The organism is Pristimantibacillus sp. Z349TD_6, from assembly GCF_056173205.1.
This window is the reverse complement of sequence record NZ_CM149662.1, coordinates 1060065-1083718: the sequence shown is the minus strand read 5'-3', so window position 1 is coordinate 1083718 and position 23654 is coordinate 1060065. Positions and strand designations below refer to the sequence as shown.

Here is a 23654-nt window from a genome sequence, read left to right as displayed (position 1 = left end):
CCATGAGGTTAATCATTTATGTTATTAACAGCTGCAGCTTTTGTCTGATTCTTCGTTAACTGGTGTTGGGTAGTCATTATCGAAGCAAGCTAGACACATGCCGCGATTATAAGCCCCATCATTGCCGCCAACAGACTCAACAAAACCTTCGTTGCTTATAAAAGATAATGAATCAGCATTAATTTGCTTGCGGATTTCCTCTACTGTCCTTGAAGAAGCAATGAGCTCTTTGCGGTCAGGAGTATCAATTCCGTAGTAGCATGGGTTTTTGAAAGGCGGCGATGTGATGCGCACATGCACCTCAGTCGCTCCCGCTTCACGAAGCAGGTTTACGATCCGCAGCGATGTTGTGCCCCGAACGATTGAATCATCAATCATAACGACACGTTTGCCTTCCACCACTTTACGAACGGCAGACAGCTTCATTTTTACACCCTTCTCGCGAAGCTCTTGAGAAGGCTGGATGAATGTCCGGCCGGTATATTTGTTTTTGATAAGGCCAAGCTCGTATGGAATACCGGTTTGCTCCGCGTATCCAATTGCTGCTGAAATACTCGAATCCGGCACACCCGTTACGATATCCGCATCAACAAAAGATTCGGAAGCAAGCTGGCGACCCATCCGTTTGCGGGCCATATGAATATTAATGCCGTTGATATCACTATCAGGACGGGCAAAATAAATATACTCCATCGCACAAGTTGCGCGGCGGTCAACCTCCGCGTAACGTTCCTCGCGCATGCCGTCTGCATCGAGAATGAGCAATTCGCCAGGCTGTACATCACGCTCATACACGGCACCAATTGTCTCGAATGCACAAGACTCCGACGAGAATACATAACCTTCGCCAATACGGCCCATAACAAGCGGGCGAAGAGCATGCGGATCAGCTGCAACGAGCAGCTTGTCGTTCGTCATAATCAAGAAAGCAAATCCGCCAACGATGCGCTGCAATGCTTCCTTCGCAGCCGTCTCGAAATCCTTCGATGAACGTGCAATAAGATGCGCGATTACTTCCGTGTCGCTGGACGTTTGGAAGATTGAGCCTGACATCTCAAGCTCACGACGAATTTCCGGCGCATTCACGATATTGCCGTTTGTAGCAACCGCAAGGTCACCGTCGCGATAGCGGAAAATAAGCGGCTGTGCGTTCGCAAGCTTACTTTCTCCCGCTGTCGAATAACGTACGTGGCCGATGGAGCGGTCCCCGGCAAGCATATCGAGATTTTCCTTGTTGAATACTTCTTTTACAAGACCCATACCGCGGTGATAAGCGAACTTATTGCCATTTTTCGTATCAACCGTACAGATTCCCGCACTTTCCTCACCGCGATGCTGAAGCGCATGAAGACCATAATAGGATAGGTTGGACGCTTCGGGGAGATTAAAAACCCCGAAAACGCCACATTCCTCACGCAATTTATCAAACATATCGTCACGGCCAATACCTTCGTTATAGTGGTCGCCCGTCCATAACAAAGGTTCCTGTCTTATTTGTTCATCAGACATGGAATCGCATCCTTCCAGACCTTCTCCAGTTGTGTTACCGGCGCCTGAATGCCGGATTTTCCGTTTACGCTTATGGTCAGGCTGCTGCCTTTAACGATACCAACTTGTGCATGAACAACGCCTTGCTCTGTAAGCCATGCTTGCAATGCCGCTGCTTGATCCGGCTTAGCCGACAGCAAGATACGTGATTGCGATTCGCTGAACAATAGGTGATCAGCACGTAGATCAGATGACAATGCCACTTCTGCGCCTAGACGACCGCTAATGCATGATTCTGCAACAGCTACCGCAATACCGCCTTCGGACAAGTCATGAGCCGATGCTACAAGACCTTTTTGAATCGCGCCAAGGACAGCATCCAGAACCTTCTTCTCTGTAGCAAGATCGATTTCTGGAGGACGGCCAGCAGCAGCGCCTTGCGTAACGTACTGGAATTCGCTTCCGCCCATTTCCGCTTTTGTTTCGCCTACAAGAATAATAACGTCGCCCTCTGCTTTGAAGCCTTGCGTTGTGATGTGATCGATGTCGTGTACAAGACCGACCATACCGATTACTGGTGTCGGGTAAATAGCACCCTTCGCGTTCTCATTGTACAAGCTTACGTTACCGCCGATAACTGGTGTGTTAAGCACCACGCAAGCCTCGGACATCCCGTCTGCCGATTTCTCAAGCTGCCAGAAAACTTCTGGCTTCTCAGGGTTACCGAAGTTAAGGTTGTCAGTTACAGCAAGCGGCTCAGCGCCTGAGCACACGATATTACGTGCAGCTTCTGCAACTGCAATACGTCCGCCTACTTCTGGATCTAGATATACGTAACGTCCGTTGCAATCCGTTGTCATCGCAAGCGCTTTGCGCGTGCCGCGAATCGTTACGACTGCCGCATCGGAGCCTGGTTGAACAGCTGTCGATGTACGAACCATATAGTCATATTGATTGTAAACCCACTCTTTGCTGGCAACTGTCGGGGAAGCAAGAACCTTCTCCAGCGCGCCAGTCAAATCCGTTACTTCATCATATGCCGATGTATCTACTGCGGCATTCTCGCTGTAATATGCAGGCTCTTTCGATGGTTTGTCGTATACAGGGCACTCGTCAACGAGCGCTTTAACCGGCATATCGGCAACCTCTTGGCCTTGGTGGAACAAACGAAGACGACCGTCATCCGTTACTTTACCTACTTTGGCGCAAATAATGCCCCAACGATCAAAAATTTCCTTCGCTTGCGCTTCATGCTGCGGCTCTACGACGAAGAGCATACGCTCTTGCGACTCGGAAAGCATCATTTCATAAGGCGTCATGCCTGTTTCACGCTGCGGTACCTCATCAAGGTAAAGCTCAAGGCCGTTGCCAGCTTTCGAAGCCATCTCAGCACTGGAGCAAGTAAGACCCGCTGCGCCCATGTCTTGAATACCAAGAACGATACCGGAGTTGATCAGCTCAAGCGTTGCTTCCATAACCAGCTTCTCCATGAATGGATCGCCGACTTGAACAGCTGTACGCTTTTCTTCTGATTCCTCGGAAAGCTCAACCGATGCAAAAGTAGCACCGTGAATACCGTCGCGGCCAGTAGCAGGACCAACGTAGAATACCGGGTTGCCTACCCCTTTTGCGACACCGCGCTGAATTTTATCATGATCGATTAGACCAACGCACATCGCGTTAACGAGCGGATTGCCCTCGTAGCTCTCATCGAACATAACCTCGCCCGCAACTGTCGGAATACCGATACAGTTGCCGTAGCCAGCAATTCCGCTAACGACGTGCTCAAACAAATATTTAACGCGCTCATTTTCAAGACGGCCAAAACGCAAGCTGTTCAGCAATGCGATTGGGCGAGCGCCCATGGAGAAAATGTCGCGGATAATGCCGCCTACGCCAGTTGCAGCGCCTTGATAAGGCTCAACCGCCGATGGATGGTTATGCGATTCGATTTTGAATACAACCGCTTGGTTGTCGCCGATATCGACGATACCCGCGCCTTCGCCCGGTCCCATGAGAACGCGAGGTCCTGTGATCGGGAATTTTTTCAAAATAGGCTTGGAGTTTTTGTAAGAGCAATGCTCTGACCACATAACGCTGAATACGCCGATCTCCGTGTAGTTTGGCTTACGGCCAAGAAAGCCGCAAATGAGCTCAAATTCATAATCGGATACACCAAACTGGCTGTAAATTTTTTGCTCGGCAATTTGCTCCGCTGTCGGTTCCTTAGCTGTTAACTGCTGCGCCATGTTGTTCCCTCCATGCATTCAAAATCGATGTAAACATCCGTTTGCCGTCTTCCGAGCCAAGCAATTGATCAACTGCACGCTCTGGATGCGGCATCATGCCTACTACGTTACCTGCTTTGTTGCTAATGCCCGCAATGTTCTCTACAGAACCGTTCGGATTCGTGTCGCCCGCATAGCGGAAAATAATTTGATCGTTCGCTTTAAGCTCAGCAAGCGTTGCGTCGTCGCAATAGTAGTTGCCTTCGCCGTGTGCGATTGGAATATTTATAATTTCACCTTGCGAATATTGGTTGGTAAATGCTGTGTTGTTGTTTACCACTTCAAGCGGCGCTTGATGGCAGCGGAACTTCAGTCCGTTGTTGCGAATCAAGGCGCCTGGCAGAAGGCCAGCCTCCGTCAAGATTTGGAATCCGTTGCAGATGCCTAGAATATATTTGCCTGCTTCGGCTGCTTTTTGCACTTCCGCCATAACAGCAGCGAATTGCGCAATTGCGCCGCAGCGCAGGTAATCGCCGTAGGAGAAGCCTCCAGGTACTAGAATCGCATCATAAGAAGACAAGTCTGTAGCTGTGTGCCATACGTAGTCAACCGACTGGCCGATCGTGTCTTCGACTGCTTTGTAGCAATCGATGTCACAGTTGGAGCCTGGAAATACAAGTACTGCAAACTTCATCGCCCTATCCCTCCAGCTCAAAACGGAAATCTTCTACAACCGTGTTCGCAAACAGCTTCTCGCACATAGCTTTAATGCGTACTTCCGCTTCTGCGCGGTCAGTCGTATCAAGCTCAAGCTCCAAATATTTGCCGATGCGTACTTTTTCGACTTCAGAGAAACCAAGTGTGTGAAGCGCTCCTTGTACAGCGGTTCCTTGTGGATCCAAAACGTTTTGCTTGATAGTGACGTAGACGGTTGCCTTCATAATAGCCTCCTGAAAATGTGGGTTTTTTCTCGCAGCAGATTTTCGTCAAAATGTGATGGCCGCTCGGGCGCGGGAGTTATTGCTTACGCCGCTTTCGAAGCCGGGAAATTCTGATTACACGCTTTGCGGTAATTTCCCGGCTTCAAGAAGCGATCGCTGTCGCTCTTAAGGCAACAACTTCCCACTCTCCGAGCTCACAAATTTTGAGATAAAACCTTTGCGAGGGTGGTCGGTAAAGTAATGATGGTTTCTCGCCGGTGTTGATCGGCTTGCTCAGCGCAGGCGTGGGGGTTGTTGTCTACGTCGCTTTCGAAGCCGGGAAATTTGATTACACCGCCTAGCGGGTATTTCCCGGTCTTCAAGAAGCGATCGCTATCGCTCTTAAGGCAACAACACCCCACGCTTCGCCTCTGCACATGACCAATCAAACCTTTGCGAGGATGGTCGGTGAAGCGTTTGTTTGGCGGCCGCGTTAACGCTGGCCGCTTGATTCCTATTTGACTGGCCTGTGACTGTGCTGCCTGTCAGTAATGCATTGCAACCTTGCGCTTTCGCGCTTTGGTTAAAGTTTATGGGGTGCAGCAGCGCTCTCGCTGACTGCCTGCCTAAGCGGCATGCGCTTCAGCACCTCTATGTCAGCGTCATCGCTCTCGCTCAACGTTGTTAAAATCATTCCATCCGGCTTCCAGCGACGGATTTTAATATAACGGGAATTTCTACCGTTAAATCAAGCCTAAAAGCTAATTTGCTGCGAACAGCGGGAGTTTTAGGCGTTTTTTGCATCAACTTCGGCGTCCTAGCTCGATTTTGCAGCATTTAACGCCTGTTTTTCCCGTTAATCCAACTATTAAAGCTAATTTGCTGCTATTAGCGGGAACTTTGGGCGTTATTTGCAGAAACTTCGACGTCCTAGCTCGATTTTGCAGCATTTAACGCCTGCTGTTCCCGTTAATCCAACTCTTAATGCTAATTTGCTGCGATTAGCAGGAATTTCAGGCGTTATTTGCATCAACTTCGGCGTCCTAGCTCGATTTTGCAGCATTTAACGCCTGTTTTTCCCGTTCCGCACTCAGCTAGCAAAGCTCCTACAGCTCTACGCCAGTAAGACGGCGGTAGATGTCACGGTAGCGGGACGTGGTTTCAGCTACTACGGAATCCGGCAGTGGTGCTGGCTTGCTGTCGCGATCCCAATCTGAGCCTAACAAGTACGTGCGTACCGGCTCTTTGTCCATGCTGTCGATCTCGATATCCAGCGCATAATTGCCTTCCGCCCAGAAGCGGGAGGAGTCAGGCGTGAAGATTTCGTCGATCAAGATCACTTTGCCGTCGATGAGTCCAAACTCGAATTTGCAATCGGCAAGGATGATGCCATGCTCTGCGCAATAGCCATGAGCGTATTCATACAGCTTGATGCTGCGGTCACGAAGCTCCTCGGCAAGCTCAGCACCGACCATTTCAGCCATTTTCTCAAATGGGATGTCCTCGTCGTGACCGACGTCGTTTTTCGCTGCCGGCGTAAAGATTGGAGCAGGAAAACGTTCGTTTTTGCGGAGGCCCGCTGGAAGCTCGATACCGTTAATCGCTGACGTTTGCTGATACTGTCTCCAGCCGCCGCCAGTGATATAGCCGCGAACCACACATTCGATATCGATGCGCTCCGCTTTGCGGGTGACCATAATCCGGTTTTTGAGCAGCTCCGGCTCGGTGACGAGACCGCCAAGCTTCTCCACATCGGTATGAACGACGTGATTCACTTGAATGTCAGCGGTTTGCTCGAACCAGTAAGCGGACAAACGGTTCAGCACATTGCCCTTGTCCGGCACTGCCGGGTCAAGCACGTAGTCGAAAGCGGAAATGCGGTCAGTTACGACGATGAGGAAATGCTCGCCCAGATCGTACAGCTCACGAACCTTTCCTTTGTAAATCAGCGGAGCTTTAATATAATCGACAGCTGTCGATAGAGCTTGCGATGGTGCAGTCATCAGGCCAGCCTCCCCTTAAATCAGTCCAAGACGTGTGAAAATCGTATCAACATGCTTCAGATGCCAAGCCGGATCGAAACAATCATCGATTTCCTCTGTCGTCAGCACACTTGTAATTTCCTCTGTCTCGCCAATGAGTTCGCGGAATTGACGTTTTGTTTCCCATGCCTGCATTGCACGCGGTTGAACCGTGTCATAAGCTTTCTCACGGCTGAAGCCTTTGTCGATCAGCTTCGTCAATACGCGGCCAGAGAATGGCACGCCGTATGTCGCTTGCATGTTGCGCTTCATGTTTTCCGGGAACACGGTCAGGTTGTTGATGATGTTGCCCAAACGGTTCAGCATGTAGTTAAGCAGCATCGTTGCATCCGGCAAAATAATACGTTCAACAGACGAGTGGCTAATATCGCGTTCATGCCAAAGGGCAATGTTCTCGTAAGCTGTAACCATATGTCCGCGAATAACGCGGGACAAGCCGGAAATGTTCTCGCAGCCGATTGGATTGCGTTTGTGCGGCATTGCGGATGAACCTTTTTGACCTTTTGCGAACGCTTCTTCTACTTCACGGAACTCACTCTTCTGCAAAGCGCGAATTTCCGTTGCAAACTTATCAAGCGAAGAGGCTACGAGTGCAAGAGTCGCCATATATTCAGCGTGACGGTCACGCTGCAGCGTTTGTGTTGAGATTGGAGCTGCAGTAATGCCAAGCTTCTTGCATACAAATTCTTCAACAAAAGGATCGATATCTGCGAATGTACCTACCGCACCGGACATTTTACCGAACTGCACGTTGTTCGCAGCATGGTGGAAACGCTCCAGGTTACGCTTCATTTCCTCGTACCAAAGCGCCATTTTCAGACCAAAGGTTGTTGGTTGCGCGTGTACGCCATGCGTACGGCCCATCATCGGCGTATCCTTGTATTGCAACGCTTTGTTCTTAAGAATTTCAATAAAACGTTCAATATCTTTAACGAGAATCGCATTTGCTTGAAGAAGCAAATAACCGATAGCAGTATCTACAACGTCCGTAGAAGTAAGGCCGTAATGCACCCATTTGCCTTCAGGGCCTGCTTTCTCAGATACGGCGCGTGTAAACGCGATAACGTCATGACGAGTGTCCTGCTCAATTTCATAAATCCGATCGATATCGAAATCAGCTGATGCGCGAAGCGCGACAACGTCTTCCTTCGGAATAACGCCTAGCTCAGACCAAGCCTCGCATGCGCAAAGCTCAACCTCCAGCCATGCTCTGAATTTATTTTCCTCTGTCCAAATAGCTCTCATTTCCGGTCTGCTGTAACGATCTAACATGATTGCTTCACACCTTCCAAATAGTTGTTTCTTCGATCCAGCTAAGCGCAGCATCCGTCGTTTCTGCCAAAACATTGACATGGCCCATCTTCCGCTTCACAATAGCTTCCTTTTTCCCGTACAAATGCAATTTCGGAGCGACCTTCAAGCGCTTAGCCGCTTCATCCGCGCGAGCTGTAAGCTCTAGAAGCGGTGCGACATGCTCACCCAGCACGTTCACCATAACCACAGGACTCATAAGCGTCGTATCCCCGAGCGGCAGATTGCACACCGCGCGTACATGCTGCTCGAACTGTGACGTCCGGCAGGCTTCCATCGTGTAGTGACCGCTGTTATGCGGGCGTGGTGCAAGCTCATTTACGAACAGCTCACCATCCGCTGTAACGAACAGCTCTACTGCAATTAGACCAACTACGCCTAACCCCTCAGCGATACGCTCTGCAAGCCGTTCTGCTTGCTGCTGCAAATCCTCCGTAATTCTTGCTGGCACGATAGACAAATGCAATATATTATCGACGTGTATGTTTTCCGCGACAGGGAAAACTTTGATCTCACCCTGCGGACTTCTCGCCGCTATAACTGATATTTCCTTATCAAAACGAATGAACTGCTCAAGCACCAGTTGGACGCGCGCTCGTGCTAAGGTCTCATACGCTTCCTCTATTTCGCTTTCGCTGCGAATGACCCATTGGCCTTTGCCATCGTAACCGCCCATAGCTGTTTTCAATACGCAAGGTGTTCCAAAAGCGGCAACAGCCTCGCGCAGCTCGTCTACGCTGCGAATCTCGCGGTAAGGCGCAACACGTACGCCAGCCGCTTCAATCGCCCGCTTCTCGCGAAGCCGATGCTGCGTTGTATACAGCAGCTCACTTCCCTGCGGCACATAAGACTCTGCCATCAGCATCGCTGCTACATCTGCGTCCACATTCTCGAATTCGTATGTGATGACATCCGATCGTTTTGCAAGCTCCCTCGCTGCTTCGTGATTGTCGTAAGCTGCAACGATTTGCTCTGCTACTTGTCCAGTCGGAGCATCCAGCGTTGGATCAAGAGCAATGAAGCGATAACCCATCGCGCTGCCTGCATTCGCCATCATTCGTCCAAGCTGCCCGCCGCCTAATATGCCGATCGTACTGCCTGGCAACAGCGTCTGGATCGTTTGCTTGTCCGTTTTTTGACTCATAACGTCTCACTGCTTTCCAGCACTTCCTGCTTTACACGCTCGCGACGTGCGATTACACGCGCCTGCACCTCGGGATCAAACGCTCCCAGCATTTGTGCCGCGAGCAGTCCAGCATTTGTTCCGCCTGCATTGCCAATAGCTACCGTAGCTACTGGAATGCCGCCAGGCATTTGAACGATGGAGAGCAAGGAATCGAGTCCGCTCAAATTCGAGGACTTCACGGGAACGCCAATAACCGGCAAAATCGTCTTAGCAGCGACCATGCCGGGCAAATGTGCAGCTCCGCCGGCTCCGGCAATAATTACCTTAAGCCCTCGTTCTACTGCAGTTTCTGCATACTCGAACATTAAATCCGGTGTCCGATGCGCGGAAACAACTTTTTTCTCATAAGGAATTTGCAATTCCTCTAGTACGTCGCAGGCTAATTTCATTGTGTCCCAATCCGATTTGCTGCCCATGATGACGCCAACCTTCGCAGACATGCGTTCAAACCCACTTTCATCTATAAGATAATTAATGATCAAGCATCCTATAAAACAACACATCTAAAATAGAAAAGGCCCTTCAGCAGCCATAAGAATGGGGATGCCGCAGGACCGGAGCGGAAGCACAGACCGGTATTCATGCGAATCCATGGCCAATCAAGCTTCACTTCAATGAGGACGAGACAAATCGTGCTGCAGAGCCGAAAAGACAACAGAAGGCTGCCCCGTAAAGGAGGCAACCAGTGTCCAACTAACAAGGCACTTTGCAGACTTGCATTTGCTTTATGGCGATCCGAAACCTTACGATTTGATATCGCTTATCGTCTCATTTTGCTCGTAGTCCGAAAATTAAGGTTCTCGGGTAGAAACATTCAGGCCTGATCCCGAATATATACGAGTAAACTTTAAATGAAATAGTAGGAAGATATTTGTAGTCATCCATAAATTTCAGTTCTAATTTTTCACAAAACATTTCTGTTCACTCTAGCCTTAAGAACAAACAGCAATACGTTCCAGCGGACAATTCCGCCTCAAACCTATTCTAGTTTATCTAATCCCCAAACCACTGTCAATGAAATACGAACATTAAAAGAGAATGTTTTATAAAGGTTCGTTTTTTTGAATAAAATAATCGGAAATCCAGCGTAAAATAACCATATTTAGGTGTATCGCACTTGATCATTCCCTAAACTTACCTTCTTTTCAACTCTGTATACCCAGCATTCCTATTTGCTTTTATTCTTTTTTTCGCCTCTTCTTTATCATTCCCATTTCTCCGTCTGCCTTAAGCCAGTTGATTGTCATTTCCCATTCGAATGCGAGAGCCATGTAATGAATACATTATAAGAGAGTCTTTTCTTAGCATTCAGGCAAGCACCGCAGCCGAGACCGCAATCGCTAATTATTTTAAAAAGGAGGCTCGAATAGGGTGCATATTCATGTCGTGCAAAAAGGAGATTCCATCTATAAGCTTTCTCAAATATACGATTTGTCGATAAGCGACATCACAGATGCAAACGGCCTTAGCGATCCAAACGTACTCGTTATTGGTCAGGCGCTTATTATTCCAGCTGATGCAAGCACTCATAAAGTACATTACGGTGAATCGCTCTGGCTCATTGCTCAGCGATATGGCGTTACACTGGAGGAGCTCGCGAAAATAAATAAAATCTCTAATCCCGCCCTTATTTACCCGGGACAAACACTCGTTATTCCTCAAACCGTCCGGCCAACGATTGAAGTAAACGCCTATACACAGAAATTTGACGCTGCCGGTGTTCGTTTAATTGAGGACATCGGCCAACATCTAACCTATTTAAATCCATTCAGTTACCGTGTACAGGCTGACGGTACTTTTACGCTTTTAGATGATTCAGCTATTATAAATGCAGCCTACCAGACACAAGCTACGCCTATGATGGTTCTAACTAATTTTGAAAACGGCACATTCAGTCCTGATACTGCCCATGCGGTGCTCGCAGATGCCGGGCTTCAACAAAAACTCATAACGAGCATTCTCGTTATGATGAAGCAGAAAGGTTATCTAGCGCTCAATGTTGATTTCGAATATGTTCCGCCTGCCGATCGTGAGTTATTTCAACATTTTATTCAAAGGCTCGTCGACAGCCTGCACCCGGAAAATTATCTCGTATCCGTTTGCCTCGCACCCAAGCTGAGTGCCGACCAAGCAGGCACGCTATATGAAGCGCATGATTACCAGGCTCTAGGCCGCATCGCCGATTTTGTTATTCTCATGACCTATGAATGGGGCTGGTCGGGCGGGCCGCCGCGAGCCGTCGCTCCGCTGAACGAGGTCAACAAGGTGCTGCAATATGCCCTCAGCGTTATTCCTCCCCAAAAAATCGTAATGGGCATGCCTTTGTATGGCTACGATTGGACGCTCCCCTACGTCCAAGGCGGAAAGTGGGCACCGACGATCAGTCCGCATGAAGCGGTAATTCGTGCGAATACTTACGGAGCCACCATTCAATATGATGATGAGGGACAATCACCTTACTATAACTATTACGACAAGGAAGGCCGAGAGCATGTCGTCTGGTATGAGGATGCACGCAGCGTTCAGGCCAAATTCAATCTTGTCAAAATATATAAGCTTCGCGGCATCGGCTATTGGGTGCTCGGCGTACCGTTCCCGCAAAACTGGTATGTACTGCAAGCCAATTTTAAAGTGAAAAAGCTCATATAATTAATGATTGAATACAGATAAAAAGAAGGGCCGTATCGTTCGGCATAATCGAACGGTACGGCCTTCTTTTTTATTTATTAAACCAACCACACCGTTTTTGCAGTGGCAGGTACACGCTGCGGCTCTTGAGCCGTCATATCCGGATAACCTAGGTAAATAAAACCTACGATTTGATCTTGTTCACGCAGGCCGAATGTTTCTCTCATAATCGGGTGGTACATTGGATCGCCCGAACGCCATATCGCCCCAAGTCCATTCGCATGTGCTGAAAGCAGCAAATTTTGCACCGCTGCTTGAGCAGCAGCAAGCTCCTCTGCCAGTACAGCACGCGGATCATCCGAAGGTGAGCATACTGCCGCAATAACGACTGGGGCACGGAATGCTTTGGTACGTTCTTTAGCCAAACGATCTTCAAGCGGCTGTCCGCTCAGCTCAGGAACAGCGGCCGCGGATACACGCGCATATCCTTCTGCAAGCCGCCCTCTGCCTTCACCCGTCATCACAATAAATGACCACGGCTGCGTATTATGATGGCTAGGCGCCCAAACAGCTGCATCCAACAACCGTTCAATAAGTGCACGGTCAACAGGGTCCTTCTTCACTCTTCCAATCGTTCTTCTCGTGCGAATCGCTTCTTCTATGTTCATTTCAGCTTCTCCTCCACCCAAATGTCTATAATAAGATGCTTAAAAACTTATTGCTCAAACAGATGCAAATATTCGCCGTATCCTTCTTCCTCCAGCTTATCCTTGCCGATAAAACGCAGTGAGGCGGAATTGATGCAATAACGAAGCCCCGTAGGCTGCGGTCCATCATCAAATACATGACCGAGATGAGAATCGCCCTCTTTGCTGCGAACCTCGACCCGTACCATATAATGCGAGGAGTCCGTATGCTCAGAAACAGCTGCTGCTTGCAGCGGCTTCGTGAAGCTCGGCCAACCGCAGCCAGCATCGTACTTATCGCGGGAGCTGAACAGCGGCTCTCCAGAAACGATATCTACATAGATGCCATCCTCGGTGTGATCCCAATACTCCCCTGTAAATGGACGTTCTGTTCCACTGTTTTGTGTGACTTCATACTGGATCGGCGTAAGACGCTGCTTCAATTCTGCTGGGTCTTTCTTAATCGCCCAGTTTTGTGAAATAAAAGCGTCGCGGCCAGAGCCTTTACGATACATTTTGTAACGATACGGATTCGATTTGTGATAGCCCTGGTGATAGTCCTCTGCCGGATAAAAAGCTTGCGCCGGTTCGATTTCCGTTACGATTGGCCGGTCGAAGCGACCGCTAGCTTCAAGCTCTTGTCTAGAAGCTTCCGCCAGCTCGCGCTGCTCTTCATCATAATAATAAATACCTGTCCGATAGGATTCCCCGCGATCATGGAACTGACCGCCTGCATCCGTAGGATCGATTTGCTTCCAGAAAATATCAAGCAGTTTCTCATAAGGGAAGATCGCAGGATCATACGTAATTTGTACCGCTTCCGCATGACCTGTCGTCTCCGAGCATACTTCCTGATACGTTGGATTTACCGTATGTCCACCCGTGTATCCGGATACGACCGATATAATACCCGGCATTTCCTCGAATGGCGATACCATGCACCAGAAGCAGCCTCCTGCGAACATTGCTTTTGCTTCTTTTCGGCTCGCGCCGTTATTTGTAATTGGTTGATCCATGCTGATCATCCTCCTAGTTGGTTCAAATGATAATGAATCTCTATTATACAATACTAGGTGGGCTAACAACAAAAAAAGGAGGAAACATCGCTTGACAGCGACGTTTCCTCCTTCTACTTGGTTATTTAAAGTCCGAGCCTGGAAAAAATACGAATAAGATCGGCAATGAGCTTGCGCCCGGTGATGAATATTGAATCGTTACTTCTGGCGCAGGCTGCATGCCAGCTGCTCCAGCGGGTTGATTCGGTTGCGTGTAGATCAATGCTCCTTCGCCTACCTTCACATGACCGCCTGAAGGGACGTACACCACTTTTCCATTTACACTAACTGCACCTTGGAAAATTCCCGCTCGAGGATTTAGAATAATCCGCGTTCCCCAAGCGACATTTTTGAGCTTGACGGTCGTTACGGCACCATATTCCCCGCCGTTAATAGTCATTCCGCCTGTCAATGCATCTACACCTGCCATAGCAGGACCACGTTGACCTAAGCGCAGCTTGCTTTCTGTAACGCCAACCTTCTCATTCACTTCAATATATTGATCGGTATCGAAGAACTTGCCGCGATTTCCGACCTTCTCCAGCTCAGTAACCATAGACACTGCACTAATCGGGTCGGTATCTACTTTAAGCGCCATCGTAGAAAATGTCAGCTTTCCGTCCATATCGACATCAAGCAAGCCCGAGAAACCCTCGTCTGGATTCATAATAATTTTCTCAAGCTCCGGCAGCAGCACAGCGGAGGTACCAGGCTCAATAATCATCTCGCGCGGCTGTGAGCTTGCAAAATATCTAGCCACTGCAGCCGATCCAAATTGCATTGCACTGACGCTTGGTCCAGCGAGACCGCGGTTGCCGATCGTCAGCTTTACGCTTTCGTTTTCGTTATTCGTAACTACAACCGCCAGCTTCAATCGCTCGTCAGAGCCGTTGCGGTGATGTAGGAATAAACGACTTGCATCATTCAAAGTATCTTCGTACAGCAAACCTTCTCCAAAGAAACGCTCCGGCGCATTCGACATATACAATGTGCGGCCGCCTTTGGATTCAATCGTATCCACCTCTTTGAAGGTGTTCATTAGTTTCCCGTCAACTTCAAATTTATCGCCCGGGTTACCATAACGCATGTAGTATTCATAAGGCGTATACATAACCTCTTCTGTTACACGAATATCTTGAGACACGACTTCACTTCGTGCGCCATCATTGTCGTAGACACTTTGAGTAACGGTATAAACACCTGGCTCAAAATATGTACTTTTACGGCCGGTCCACTCTGTCTTCACGATTTTGCCATCAGGGTCGTAACTCAAATCCTTAAATTCGATCGGCTCCCCGAGCTTCACCTCATACGGAGCTTCGAAGCGGGCTACTGGCGGCACGTTTGGCTCCGGCTGAATTGTTATGGTAATTTGCTTAAGCTGTGCATTAAACACATAAGTGGCATTCCACAGCAGCTTGACTGCTGAAAGAGGCACATGCATCGTTCCATTAATTTGTGTAGCTGCATTTGGCAGTACAACATAGCTTCCGTTGCGATTCGCACCACGCATATTGTTGTTCAGTGTAACTTTGTTGAAATAAGTATCGATATGAGTGCCTTTACTATCAGCATAAACGCTTGCTCCAACGGAAGTAGCAATCGTCCGAATAGGAATCATCGTAACTCCCTTTACTACCGGCAGCGGCGCCGTCATTTGCTGCGCCTTGCCGTTTACAGTCATTTTTTTCGAACCATGCACAAACACAACCTTTATCGGCTGACGCTCAGCTGCATTAGCTTCCTCCTTCACTCCAAATCCAGTACCTGCCAGCGAAACGAGTAAGCCTGCTATGAGAACTCGCTTAGTCATTTGCTTAAACCAATTCTGTGTTTTCATCTTGTTCTCCTTCCAATTTGCGGCATCGGCTGCCGCATCCCTTATGGTTAGACGCCGAAAGGAGGGAGAATGTTCCGGTCCGTTTTGAAATTTACAGGAAATTCCCATCTATCGCAAAGGACATCTACGTTTGTCTTTGTTACAATAAGATGACATCCGCAACTATTTAGGAGCAATTGAAGTCTAATCTATGTACCCTTGCTAGCAGTTCGTTCATCCGATCTTTCGTGCAAGTGACTATCAAGAGAGGTGAATGAATAGAATGAGTGATTTGATTTTGGAACAACGCACTGCCAGCCAATACGATAAGAAAACACGCAGAAAGAAAGGAAACCGTACCTTCCTTCTTTTTGTCTGCATATGGGTCATTATTATATGCTCCGGCATATTGGGCGCCAAATGGTATACCGAACGGATTCAGCAGACGTTATCCGCAAACTTGGAGCAGCAAACCGCTGGTCAAATTGCGGCTATGCAGCAAGCTTATGAGGCTCGCATGCTGAAGCTCGAAACCGACTACACCGCAGATCTTGCTGAGCTAAAGGCAAAAGTCGATGCGCTGAATGAACTGCTTACGTTCACAAAGGACAACGCCGCTTCCAAAACGGACAACAGCAACAAGCTGTATACGCAGTTGAATGAAGTGAAAAAACAGCTTAATGAGCTGCAGAAGAGCTTGGACGTGCTCAAATGAATATAACCGTCAAAGCGTTAAATCGAACTGCACTGCTTGCCTGTGCACCTTTTCTAGGCATTATGATCTGGCTGTTATTGTCCGATATCGTTATTCAATTATCTGCTGAAGCCTTTCCAAAGCCCATTACCGAGCAAACAAGGCTTCCCGAATCCGATATTAAACATGCCGCTGCCGGCCTTGACCTCGCACAGGAGACCGCATCACAAACACGAGAGTCCATTCAAAGACAGCTGAAGCTGTACAAAGAAACAAATGCCGATATGGCAAAGATATCTTCCATGGCTGCATCGCAGGCAATGAGACCTTTGCAAATTTACGACCGCAATATTACGAGCAAGCTTGGCAAGGTCGCCGGCACAATTGAATCGGACAAGCTAAGAGCACAGCTTTTCTACATAAAAGCAGAAAACTTCTCGGCGTACGCGCTCAAGGTAAAGCTTAAGAGCAAAGATGCGATGACGATGTCGCTCGGCGGTGAAGAGCTTGGACAAGCGGAGACTACGCTCGCTGCAGTTAACCGGCATGGAGCTGTTGCGGGCATAAATGCAGGCGGGTTTGCAGATGGACGAGGCAAAAGATATCCGCTAAGCACAACCATCGTGGACAGAGATTACGTAACAAGCTTTGAGCCGCCGCGTGCGGATTTGTTTTTTGTAGGGTTAAACGAGCAAAATGAGCTCATCGGCGGAAAATTCGCAAGCAAACAACAGCTGGATGCCAAAAACCCGAAATTCGGTGCATCCTTTGTTCCTGTACTGCTGCGCGGCGGATCTCCACAACCGATCCCAGCCAAATGGCAGACGAGTCCAAAGCGCGCGCCACGGACCGTCATTGCTAATTTCAAGGATGATCAGCTGCTGTTTCTTGTAGCTGACGGCTACAACGAATCTGGCAGCTCAGGGGCTACGCTTGGTGAAATGCAGCTATTGCTGCAGCGCTATGGCGCCGTTGACGGCTACAACCTGGATGGCGGCGGCTCGTCCTCGCTCATTTTTAACGGAAGAGTCATCAATAAGCCTTCCGACGGACAGCTTCGCAAACTGCCGACGCACTTTTTGTTATTTAAATAATTAGGCCTGCATAGCGCGATGAAGATGACTTCTGAATATACTATTATCGAACTCCTAAGTTTTGACCCCTACTACTGTTCTTCGGAAAGGAGCAGCACGAATGGGCATTGGATCGAAATGGTACCGCAAATCATTATTGACGATTACAGGCATTCCGCTCGTAGAAAAGCTTTCAACTACGTATGGAAAAAAACTCGCGAGCCGATTTATTGCGGGGGAGACGCTTGAAGAGGCTTTGCTTGAGCTCGAAAAGCTGGGCAAGCTAGGCATTATGGCAACGCTCGACCATCTTGGCGAAGGTATACAGGACTTAAGCGAGGCATCAGCATACAGAGATCAATATTTGAAGCTAATCGAAGGCATAGCTGATCGGAAAGCTAATTCTCATGTATCGCTGAAGCCTACTCAAATGGGTCTCGCTCTTGACCAAGCGGCTTGTTACGCCAACATTCGAGACGTAGTCAAGCATGCAAGGCGCCATCGAAACTTCGTTCGAATTGACATGGAGAATACGCCTTACACGCAAGCTACAATCGATATCGTTAAAAGGCTCCACAAAGAAGGCTTAACCAATGTCGGCACCGTGCTGCAGGCTTACCTATTCCGAACGGAGCAGGATGTTAACGATATGCTTCAAGCACGCATAAGCTTGCGACTCGTTAAAGGCGCCTACAAAGAATCGAGTGAGGTCGCCTATCAAGATAAAAACGAGGTCATCGACAATTTCAAAAGCATGATCAAGGCTCATTTGGACAAAGGCATCTATACCGCCATTGCCTCACATGATGATGCTATCATTAGCTGGGTAAAAGCTTATGCGCGTACGAACCGTATAGCCAAAAGCGCCTTCGAGTTCCAAATGCTCTACGGTCTCCGCATGAATGAACAGGCGAAGCTCGCAAAGGAAGGCTACCGCATCCGCTGTTACGTCCCTTACGGCGCCATGTGGTACCCCTACTTCACCCGCCGACTTGCCGAGAAACCAGCTAACCTCATGCTCGTTCTTAAAAACATGTCCGGTCTAAAGAAGGCATCCCCTAAGTAAAAACAGTCGAGCAGGATAGCTTTACCTGCTCGACTGTTTTTTCTATCGATCTTCGTACCAATACCCTTTGATCCCCTTCTCTAGGCGAAGCAAAGCTTCCAAATAATAATAATCGCCCCAAATCATAAAATCATCCGGAGACGAACCGCCTCGAACATGATAAGAGCCTCTTTTGATCAGGCCTTCCACATTCGGCTCATTGATGGTCGAATAATTGAGTACAAGCGACTCCATCGCAAGCCGTATTCTTCGTTCGAAATACGCGCGCTCCGGGTCACTCTCATCCATCAAATCGAGCAGCTCCAACAAACCGGCGCAAAAGATGGCAGAAGCCGAGCTGTCACGAGGCGTTCCAGACTCGATAGGCGCATTAAAGTCCCAATAAGCCACTTCATCCTCTGGCAGATGGCTCAAGAAAAACCGCGCCAGCCTTTTTGACGTCTCTAGGTAAAGCCGATCCTCCGTATACCGGTACGACAGCGCGAATCCATATACACCCCATGCTTGTCCCCGTGTCCACGTCGACCCGTTTGTATAACCTTGAGCTGTATCGCCGCCGATCGGTTCGCCATTTTTTTGATCAAAATGAAAGGTATGATAGGACGAGTCATCCCCGCGGACCAGATAACGTCGGCTCTTGTCAGCATGGCGAACCGCAGCCTGGCGGTACCGTTCATCGCCTGTCTGCTCGAAGGCCCAGTAAAGCAAAGGCAAATTCATCATGCAGTCGATAATAATGCGGCCGCCGTTTACAGAGTCGCCAGCAGGTCCCCACGCTTGAAAATATTGCCCCGACTCGCGCCACCTTGCCATTAGTTTGTCGGCGGCCCTTATAGCAAGCTGCCTCGCAGCTTCATCCTTTTCTATGATCCACTGTGCTTTAGCCGACAGCGAGTACAAAAATCCGATATCATGATGATCCAGCACCCGGTCCGCCTCATAGCGCTCCCGGAAGCTTTCAACGGTTCGGGCTGCCGCTTGCCGAAATGCGTCATCGCCGCTGTACTCGTAACAAAGCCATAACATGCCGGACCAAAAGCCGTCGGTCCAATCCTCATTGGCGTTCAACTCATACGAGCGCCCACCGTCCGTGCTGACATGTGGAAATTGATCGTCAAATTTGCCGATATTCCGCCTCGTCTTCTGTAAAGCGTCCTCAATAGCTGTTTGCCATACGCTCATCGGATTCACCCTTCCCATATTCCGGCATCATTCAAAAATAAAAGACGGCTCTCAGCCTCACCGCTCTAGAGCTTCTCTTCCATCCCAACTCTGCCTATACTGTCCCGGCGTTATGCCTTCGTACTTTTTAAACACCCTTAGCAAAGATTGGCTGCTTGCAAAGCCGCATTGCTCGGCAATATCTTGAATGGCGTGGTTGGTCCCAGCAAGCAGTGCTTTCACCTTTTCAACACGCCGCTTATTAACAAAATCGACGAGATTCTCTCCGGTTTGCTCTTTGAAAAATCGAGATAAGTAAGTCGGATTAATATCGAAAGCAAGCGAAATGCTCGTCAGGCTAATATTCATATCATTCAAGTTATGAAGGACATGCTCGACAACTTGGCGCTTCAAATCGGTATTATGGCTTTTCTTCTTTTGCTGCAAATAATCACAGGCTTTCTTTAGGAAGTCCAAAATTTCTTCTTCCATCTCTGCGAAGGTTTCGCACTCTGTAATCTGCTTAATTAAATCCGTTTTCTCCACCATAATTTCTTTCGTGCTAAGTTGAAGCTGCTCTACCGCTTTCAGCATCGTGCCGACGAGTTCGAACATCAGCAATTTTCCCATTTGAATGGACAGCGTTCCCTCGGAAAAATTCGTAATGAGGATACGCTGCAGGACAGCTGCCGCATCATCGTAATTGCCTGCCGCCATCAAGTTAATTAATTGACGTTCGGTATCGAGCGGATAATACAAATCATTTTTGGGACGCTTAATTGATTCATAGGAAATGATTTGGTTGGAGCCAAGAACAAGCTTATATTCCAGAGACTCGACCGCTTCCTCGTAACATTTTGGCAGCGTCGACCAAAACGTATGGATATCACTGACACCCACGGAAAAACGAACGAAAAATTTATCTTGAATAAAACGTTTAGCGTCATTTGCCACTTTGAGCAGCTCTTTCTTTGCTTCCTTCTCTTTCCCTAGTACGTTTACAACGCAAGCAATCATGCCGTCAACTTCCGTGAAATAAGAGCGATGGCCTGCGGATAACAGCTCCTCAAAAATGTTCGTAACGATCAGGTAAACGAATTGAAGCTTCCTTTCCGCATCCATTTCTTGATTCGCCTGAAACAGCCGTTCATAGTCTTCGATCTGCAGCAGCAAGACGGCAAACCGGTCTGTCTCGAACCGAAAATCAAACGATTCAATGGCTTGCGGCAGTGCGGAGCTCATATCCACCCGGCCTTTCAGCAGACGGGCCATAAATTGGTTGCGCAGCACTTGATGCTGCTCGAGCAGCTTTCTACTTGCTTCATCTTGGATGGCTGCACTGTCGGTCATAAACGATTGCAGAACCGCAAATTCGTTCGGCATATTCATCATGTTTGTTTTGACCTTTGTTGAAACAAAGTTCATCATATTTTGAATAGGGGCATAATTTCTTCGCGTAAGCCAAAAGGCGCTAAGTCCGCCCAGTCCGATGCAAAGCAGCATCGCAATATAAATCAAATTTTTCAGCAGCTTCACTTTAGCGGAATACACTTGCTCCGGCAAAACCGAAATATAGGTCCAATTCGTCGTATCCGACTTCACATAAGATATGGCCGCATCGTTGCCGTCCACTAGTTCCGTAAGAAAACCGCGTTGATTGCTCATTTTCGGTATCGGCAGCTCAGCCAGTCCAGTCTGAGGGCCAGTAATCATGATGGGATGGCCCTCGCGATCGAGGATATAAACCGAACTCTCGGTTGCTAGACCGACTTTCGAAATCGCTTGCTTGAGCCGATCCTGATTGAGCAGCACAACAAGTGTCGCAGGGGCAGCTTTAATCTCTTGAATAGGCAAGGATTGCACGTAAACGAGCGAGTTTTCCGTTTGTTTGGCGCCTTCGTTTAATGTAACGAAAAGACCAGCATGGCTCGCCCGGAGCCACTCTGTCCATTCCGCAAAGCTTTTTCCCGATGCCTTATGGAGCACGGAATACAAATTGTCTGCCGGCATAAACGTCGTTGTCGTAATCCCATATTCTTTGTTCTTGAGATAGATATAGGCATCGGTTATATTGCCGTTGGCAATCGTATAAGACTGAAGGCTCGAGATCATTTCCATCGTGCCGAACCTGGCTTCCGCCGTATCCAACGTTTCACGGTTTAAATACGTCATGACTTTCGGGTCAAACGATAATTGCGTGCCTAACCTGCGAATGTCAGTGATCTGATTGTCCACTAATTGCCGAACCTGATCGAGGAGCGTGTCGTTAGCTCTGCGCACTTCCTTGACCAGCATTTCTTGTGATTGCAGCAGGACGATCAAGGTAATAAGGATTGGAATAAATAAGACAAATAAATACGAGTACAGCCAAAACTTATAAACCTTGCGTTTCATATGAGCATCCACCGCCAGAGAAATATACTCCGAGTATATACCAACTACTCTTTTACCGCACCGATCATAACGCCCTTCGCGAAAAACTTTTGCAGAAACGGGTACACAAGCAATATCGGAAGCGTTGCAACCATAATTGTGGCATATTTGATGCTTTCCCTGATTCCTTCTTGATCCGCCATCGCGTCTCCCAGCTGCATGGAGCTCGTATCGTTAATGACTAATATTTCTCGTAAAATGATCTGCAGCGGAAATAATTTACGGTCACGGATAAACAACATCGCATTGAACCAAGAATTCCAGTGGGCAACGCCGTAGTATAGAATCATAACCGCGATAATCGGCATGGAAAGCGGGACGACGATTTTGAACAAAATACCAAACTCCCCGGAGCCATCTATTTTGGCAGATTCGATCAAGCTCTCGGGAATCGCCTCGAAGGAGGTGCGCATGATGATCAGATTCCATGTGCTGATTGCAACCGGCACGATTAACGCCAGCAAGCTGTTGCCCATATGCAGCCAGTTGTTGATCAATAAATAAGTGGGAATCAGTCCGCCGCTAAAATACATCGTAAATATGATAGCGATCATAATCGGTTTGCGCAGCATGAACTTACGGGACAAGCCATAGGCGCCAAGCGCCGTGAAAAACAAGTTAAACAGCGTTCCAGAGAAGAGGATCAGGAGCGTATTCCGGTATCCGCTGAATATATTCGGATTGTCGAGCACGCGGGAGTAAGCCTCCCAGCTAAATCCAAGCGGACCTAGGAGCATGCCTTGATGTGCAATCAATCGATTAGAGTCGCTTAAGGAAGCCATTACGACATGATAGAAAGGATAAATGGTGACGACGATAAGCAAAAGCATGAGAATGGCGTTCAATATATCAAATGTGCGGTCTGTCATCGTATTATTTTTCAAGTTCCCATTCCCCCTTACCATAATCGGTTCCCGGATACCCGGCGGGAAAACCAGTTGGCGCTGATGAGCAAAACAAAGTTGATGCCAGCTTGAAACAAGCCGACGGCAGAAGTAAAGCTGTAGTCCTGGCCTTCCGCAAGCCCTTTCCTGTACACAAAGGAGGAGATAATATCCGCAGTCTCATACGTATTCGGATTGTAAAGCAATATAATCTTCTCAAATCCGATATCCATAAGCCCCCCGATTCGAAGAATGAGCAAAATCATAATGATTGGAATCAATCCCGGAAGCGTAATGCTCCACATTTGCCTAAACCTCCCGGCACCATCGACTCTGGCCGCTTCGTAGAGCTCGGGATTAATGCCGCTGAGCGCCGCCAAGAAGATGATAGACGACCAGCCAAGCTCCTGCCATATGCTGGAGAATACATAAATGAACCGAAAGTTAGCGGCATCGCCAAGCAAAGTAGTGCGTTCGCCCCCGAAAAATTCGATCATCGTACTGATAATCCCATCACGGTTCGTAAAATCGAGAATGAGTCCGCAAATGACAATGAGCGATACAAAGTGAGGCAGATAGACGACCGTTTGAACGACGTTTTTGAACAGCTTCAAACGGATTTCATTGAGCAAAATAGCAAGAATAATCGGCGCTGGAAAACCAAACAAGAGCTGATAGAAGCTTAGCAACAGCGTATTGCGCAGCACCCGCCAAAAATAGATGCTGTCAAAAAAGTCCTTGAAATTGTCAAGGCCGACCCATGGGCTTCCCCATACACCCTTGGCAATACTGAAATCCTTAAAGGCAATAATTGAACCGTACATCGGAAGATATTTAAAAATAAAATAATACAAAACAACTGGCAGCACCATAAAATAGATAGCTTTATTTCTCACAAGATCGTTAGCTAGTTTTCTCATCATCGCAGGTGCACTCTCTTTCCACCGAAATTGATTTTTAAAGGAAGGGGAGTGTGTTCC

General features: G+C 48.3%; 19 protein-coding genes and 1 riboswitch. Of the genes, 4 read left to right on the top strand and 15 right to left on the bottom strand.

The window, feature by feature from the left end:
- Window positions 1-24 precede the first annotated feature (24 nt).
- The 8 genes from purF to purE all read right to left on the bottom strand — a co-directional run bounded on the left by purF (window position 25) and on the right by purE (window position 9615).
- Entirely contained in the window at window positions 25-1509 is a 1485-nt protein-coding gene (gene purF, locus AC0VYE_RS04655; protein ID WP_076271096.1) for an amidophosphoribosyltransferase, read from the bottom strand.
- Window positions 1491-3737 (bottom strand): phosphoribosylformylglycinamidine synthase subunit PurL, encoded by a 2247-nt coding sequence (gene purL / locus AC0VYE_RS04650; RefSeq protein WP_076271097.1) that lies wholly within the window; start codon window positions 3735-3737, stop codon window positions 1491-1493. The genes purF and purL overlap by 19 nt, the downstream gene beginning before the upstream one ends.
- Window positions 3715-4410, bottom strand: coding sequence for a phosphoribosylformylglycinamidine synthase subunit PurQ (gene purQ / locus AC0VYE_RS04645; RefSeq protein WP_076271098.1), 696 nt, complete (start codon window positions 4408-4410; stop codon window positions 3715-3717). Before purQ ends, purL begins: the two co-directional genes overlap by 23 nt.
- A 4-nt stretch (window positions 4411-4414) precedes the next feature.
- On the bottom strand, window positions 4415-4660 hold the full coding sequence (gene purS, locus AC0VYE_RS04640; protein ID WP_175598164.1) for a phosphoribosylformylglycinamidine synthase subunit PurS: 246 nt from the start codon (window positions 4658-4660) through the stop codon (window positions 4415-4417).
- A 1082-nt stretch (window positions 4661-5742) separates the two neighbouring features.
- A complete protein-coding gene (locus AC0VYE_RS04635; RefSeq protein WP_076271099.1) occupies window positions 5743-6639 on the bottom strand; it encodes a phosphoribosylaminoimidazolesuccinocarboxamide synthase in 897 nt (298 codons plus the stop codon).
- A gap of 15 nt (window positions 6640-6654) precedes the next feature.
- On the bottom strand, window positions 6655-7950 hold the full coding sequence (purB, locus tag AC0VYE_RS04630) for an adenylosuccinate lyase (RefSeq protein ID WP_076271100.1): 1296 nt from the start codon (window positions 7948-7950) through the stop codon (window positions 6655-6657).
- 7 nt (window positions 7951-7957) lie between these two features.
- Window positions 7958-9133, bottom strand: a complete 1176-nt coding sequence (purK, locus tag AC0VYE_RS04625; RefSeq protein ID WP_475446344.1) for a 5-(carboxyamino)imidazole ribonucleotide synthase — start codon at window positions 9131-9133, stop codon at window positions 7958-7960.
- Window positions 9130-9615 (bottom strand): 5-(carboxyamino)imidazole ribonucleotide mutase, encoded by a 486-nt coding sequence (gene purE / locus AC0VYE_RS04620; RefSeq protein ID WP_339206946.1) that lies wholly within the window; start codon window positions 9613-9615, stop codon window positions 9130-9132. Before purE ends, purK begins: the two co-directional genes overlap by 4 nt.
- A 320-nt stretch (window positions 9616-9935) precedes the next feature.
- Window positions 9936-10035: riboswitch (purine riboswitch) on the bottom strand.
- Window positions 10036-10546: 511 nt separating this feature from the next.
- On the opposite strand from purE, the gene AC0VYE_RS04615 reads away from it, so the two are divergent.
- Window positions 10547-11824: a LysM peptidoglycan-binding domain-containing protein gene (locus tag AC0VYE_RS04615; RefSeq protein WP_475446341.1), complete on the top strand. Its 1278-nt coding sequence runs from the start codon at window positions 10547-10549 to the stop codon at window positions 11822-11824.
- 77 nt (window positions 11825-11901) lie between these two features.
- Here the strand turns inward: AC0VYE_RS04615 and AC0VYE_RS04610 are convergent, their stop codons facing one another.
- From AC0VYE_RS04610 to AC0VYE_RS04600, 3 genes are all read right to left on the bottom strand, one after another.
- The gene (locus tag AC0VYE_RS04610; RefSeq protein WP_475446339.1) at window positions 11902-12471 is read right to left on the bottom strand and encodes a nitroreductase family protein; all 570 of its coding nucleotides are present in this window, start codon (window positions 12469-12471) and stop codon (window positions 11902-11904) included.
- Window positions 12472-12518: 47 nt separating this feature from the next.
- Window positions 12519-13505 carry a peptide-methionine (S)-S-oxide reductase MsrA gene (gene msrA, locus AC0VYE_RS04605; protein WP_083682630.1) on the bottom strand — a complete coding sequence of 329 codons (987 nt, stop codon included), beginning with the start codon at window positions 13503-13505 and terminating at the stop codon, window positions 12519-12521.
- Between the two features lie 121 nt (window positions 13506-13626).
- Window positions 13627-15384 carry a stalk domain-containing protein gene (locus tag AC0VYE_RS04600; RefSeq protein ID WP_475446337.1) on the bottom strand — a complete coding sequence of 586 codons (1758 nt, stop codon included), beginning with the start codon at window positions 15382-15384 and terminating at the stop codon, window positions 13627-13629.
- 262 nt (window positions 15385-15646) lie between these two features.
- Here AC0VYE_RS04600 and AC0VYE_RS04595 point away from each other — a divergent pair, with 262 nt between their 5' ends.
- The 3 genes from AC0VYE_RS04595 (at window position 15647) to AC0VYE_RS04585 (ending at window position 18196) form a co-directional block, all read left to right on the top strand.
- A complete protein-coding gene (locus tag AC0VYE_RS04595) occupies window positions 15647-16078 on the top strand; it encodes a hypothetical protein (protein WP_076271107.1) in 432 nt (143 codons plus the stop codon).
- Window positions 16075-17151, top strand: coding sequence for a phosphodiester glycosidase family protein (locus AC0VYE_RS04590; RefSeq protein ID WP_475446335.1), 1077 nt, complete (start codon window positions 16075-16077; stop codon window positions 17149-17151). Before AC0VYE_RS04595 ends, AC0VYE_RS04590 begins: the two co-directional genes overlap by 4 nt.
- A gap of 100 nt (window positions 17152-17251) precedes the next feature.
- Entirely contained in the window at window positions 17252-18196 is a 945-nt protein-coding gene (locus AC0VYE_RS04585) for a proline dehydrogenase family protein (RefSeq protein WP_475446333.1), read from the top strand.
- Between the two features lie 42 nt (window positions 18197-18238).
- On the opposite strand, the gene AC0VYE_RS04580 is transcribed toward AC0VYE_RS04585, so the two are convergent.
- The 4 genes from AC0VYE_RS04580 to AC0VYE_RS04565 are packed head-to-tail and all read right to left on the bottom strand — an operon-like array spanning window position 18239 to window position 23594.
- The gene (locus AC0VYE_RS04580) at window positions 18239-19378 is read right to left on the bottom strand and encodes a glycoside hydrolase family 88 protein (protein WP_475446331.1); all 1140 of its coding nucleotides are present in this window, start codon (window positions 19376-19378) and stop codon (window positions 18239-18241) included.
- Window positions 19379-19435: 57 nt separating this feature from the next.
- A complete protein-coding gene (locus AC0VYE_RS04575; protein WP_475446329.1) occupies window positions 19436-21751 on the bottom strand; it encodes a helix-turn-helix domain-containing protein in 2316 nt (771 codons plus the stop codon).
- A gap of 44 nt (window positions 21752-21795) precedes the next feature.
- Window positions 21796-22695 (bottom strand): carbohydrate ABC transporter permease, encoded by a 900-nt coding sequence (locus tag AC0VYE_RS04570; RefSeq protein ID WP_475446327.1) that lies wholly within the window; start codon window positions 22693-22695, stop codon window positions 21796-21798.
- A complete protein-coding gene (locus AC0VYE_RS04565) occupies window positions 22689-23594 on the bottom strand; it encodes an ABC transporter permease (RefSeq protein WP_054027178.1) in 906 nt (301 codons plus the stop codon). The genes AC0VYE_RS04570 and AC0VYE_RS04565 overlap by 7 nt, the downstream gene beginning before the upstream one ends.
- Window positions 23595-23654 lie beyond the last annotated feature (60 nt).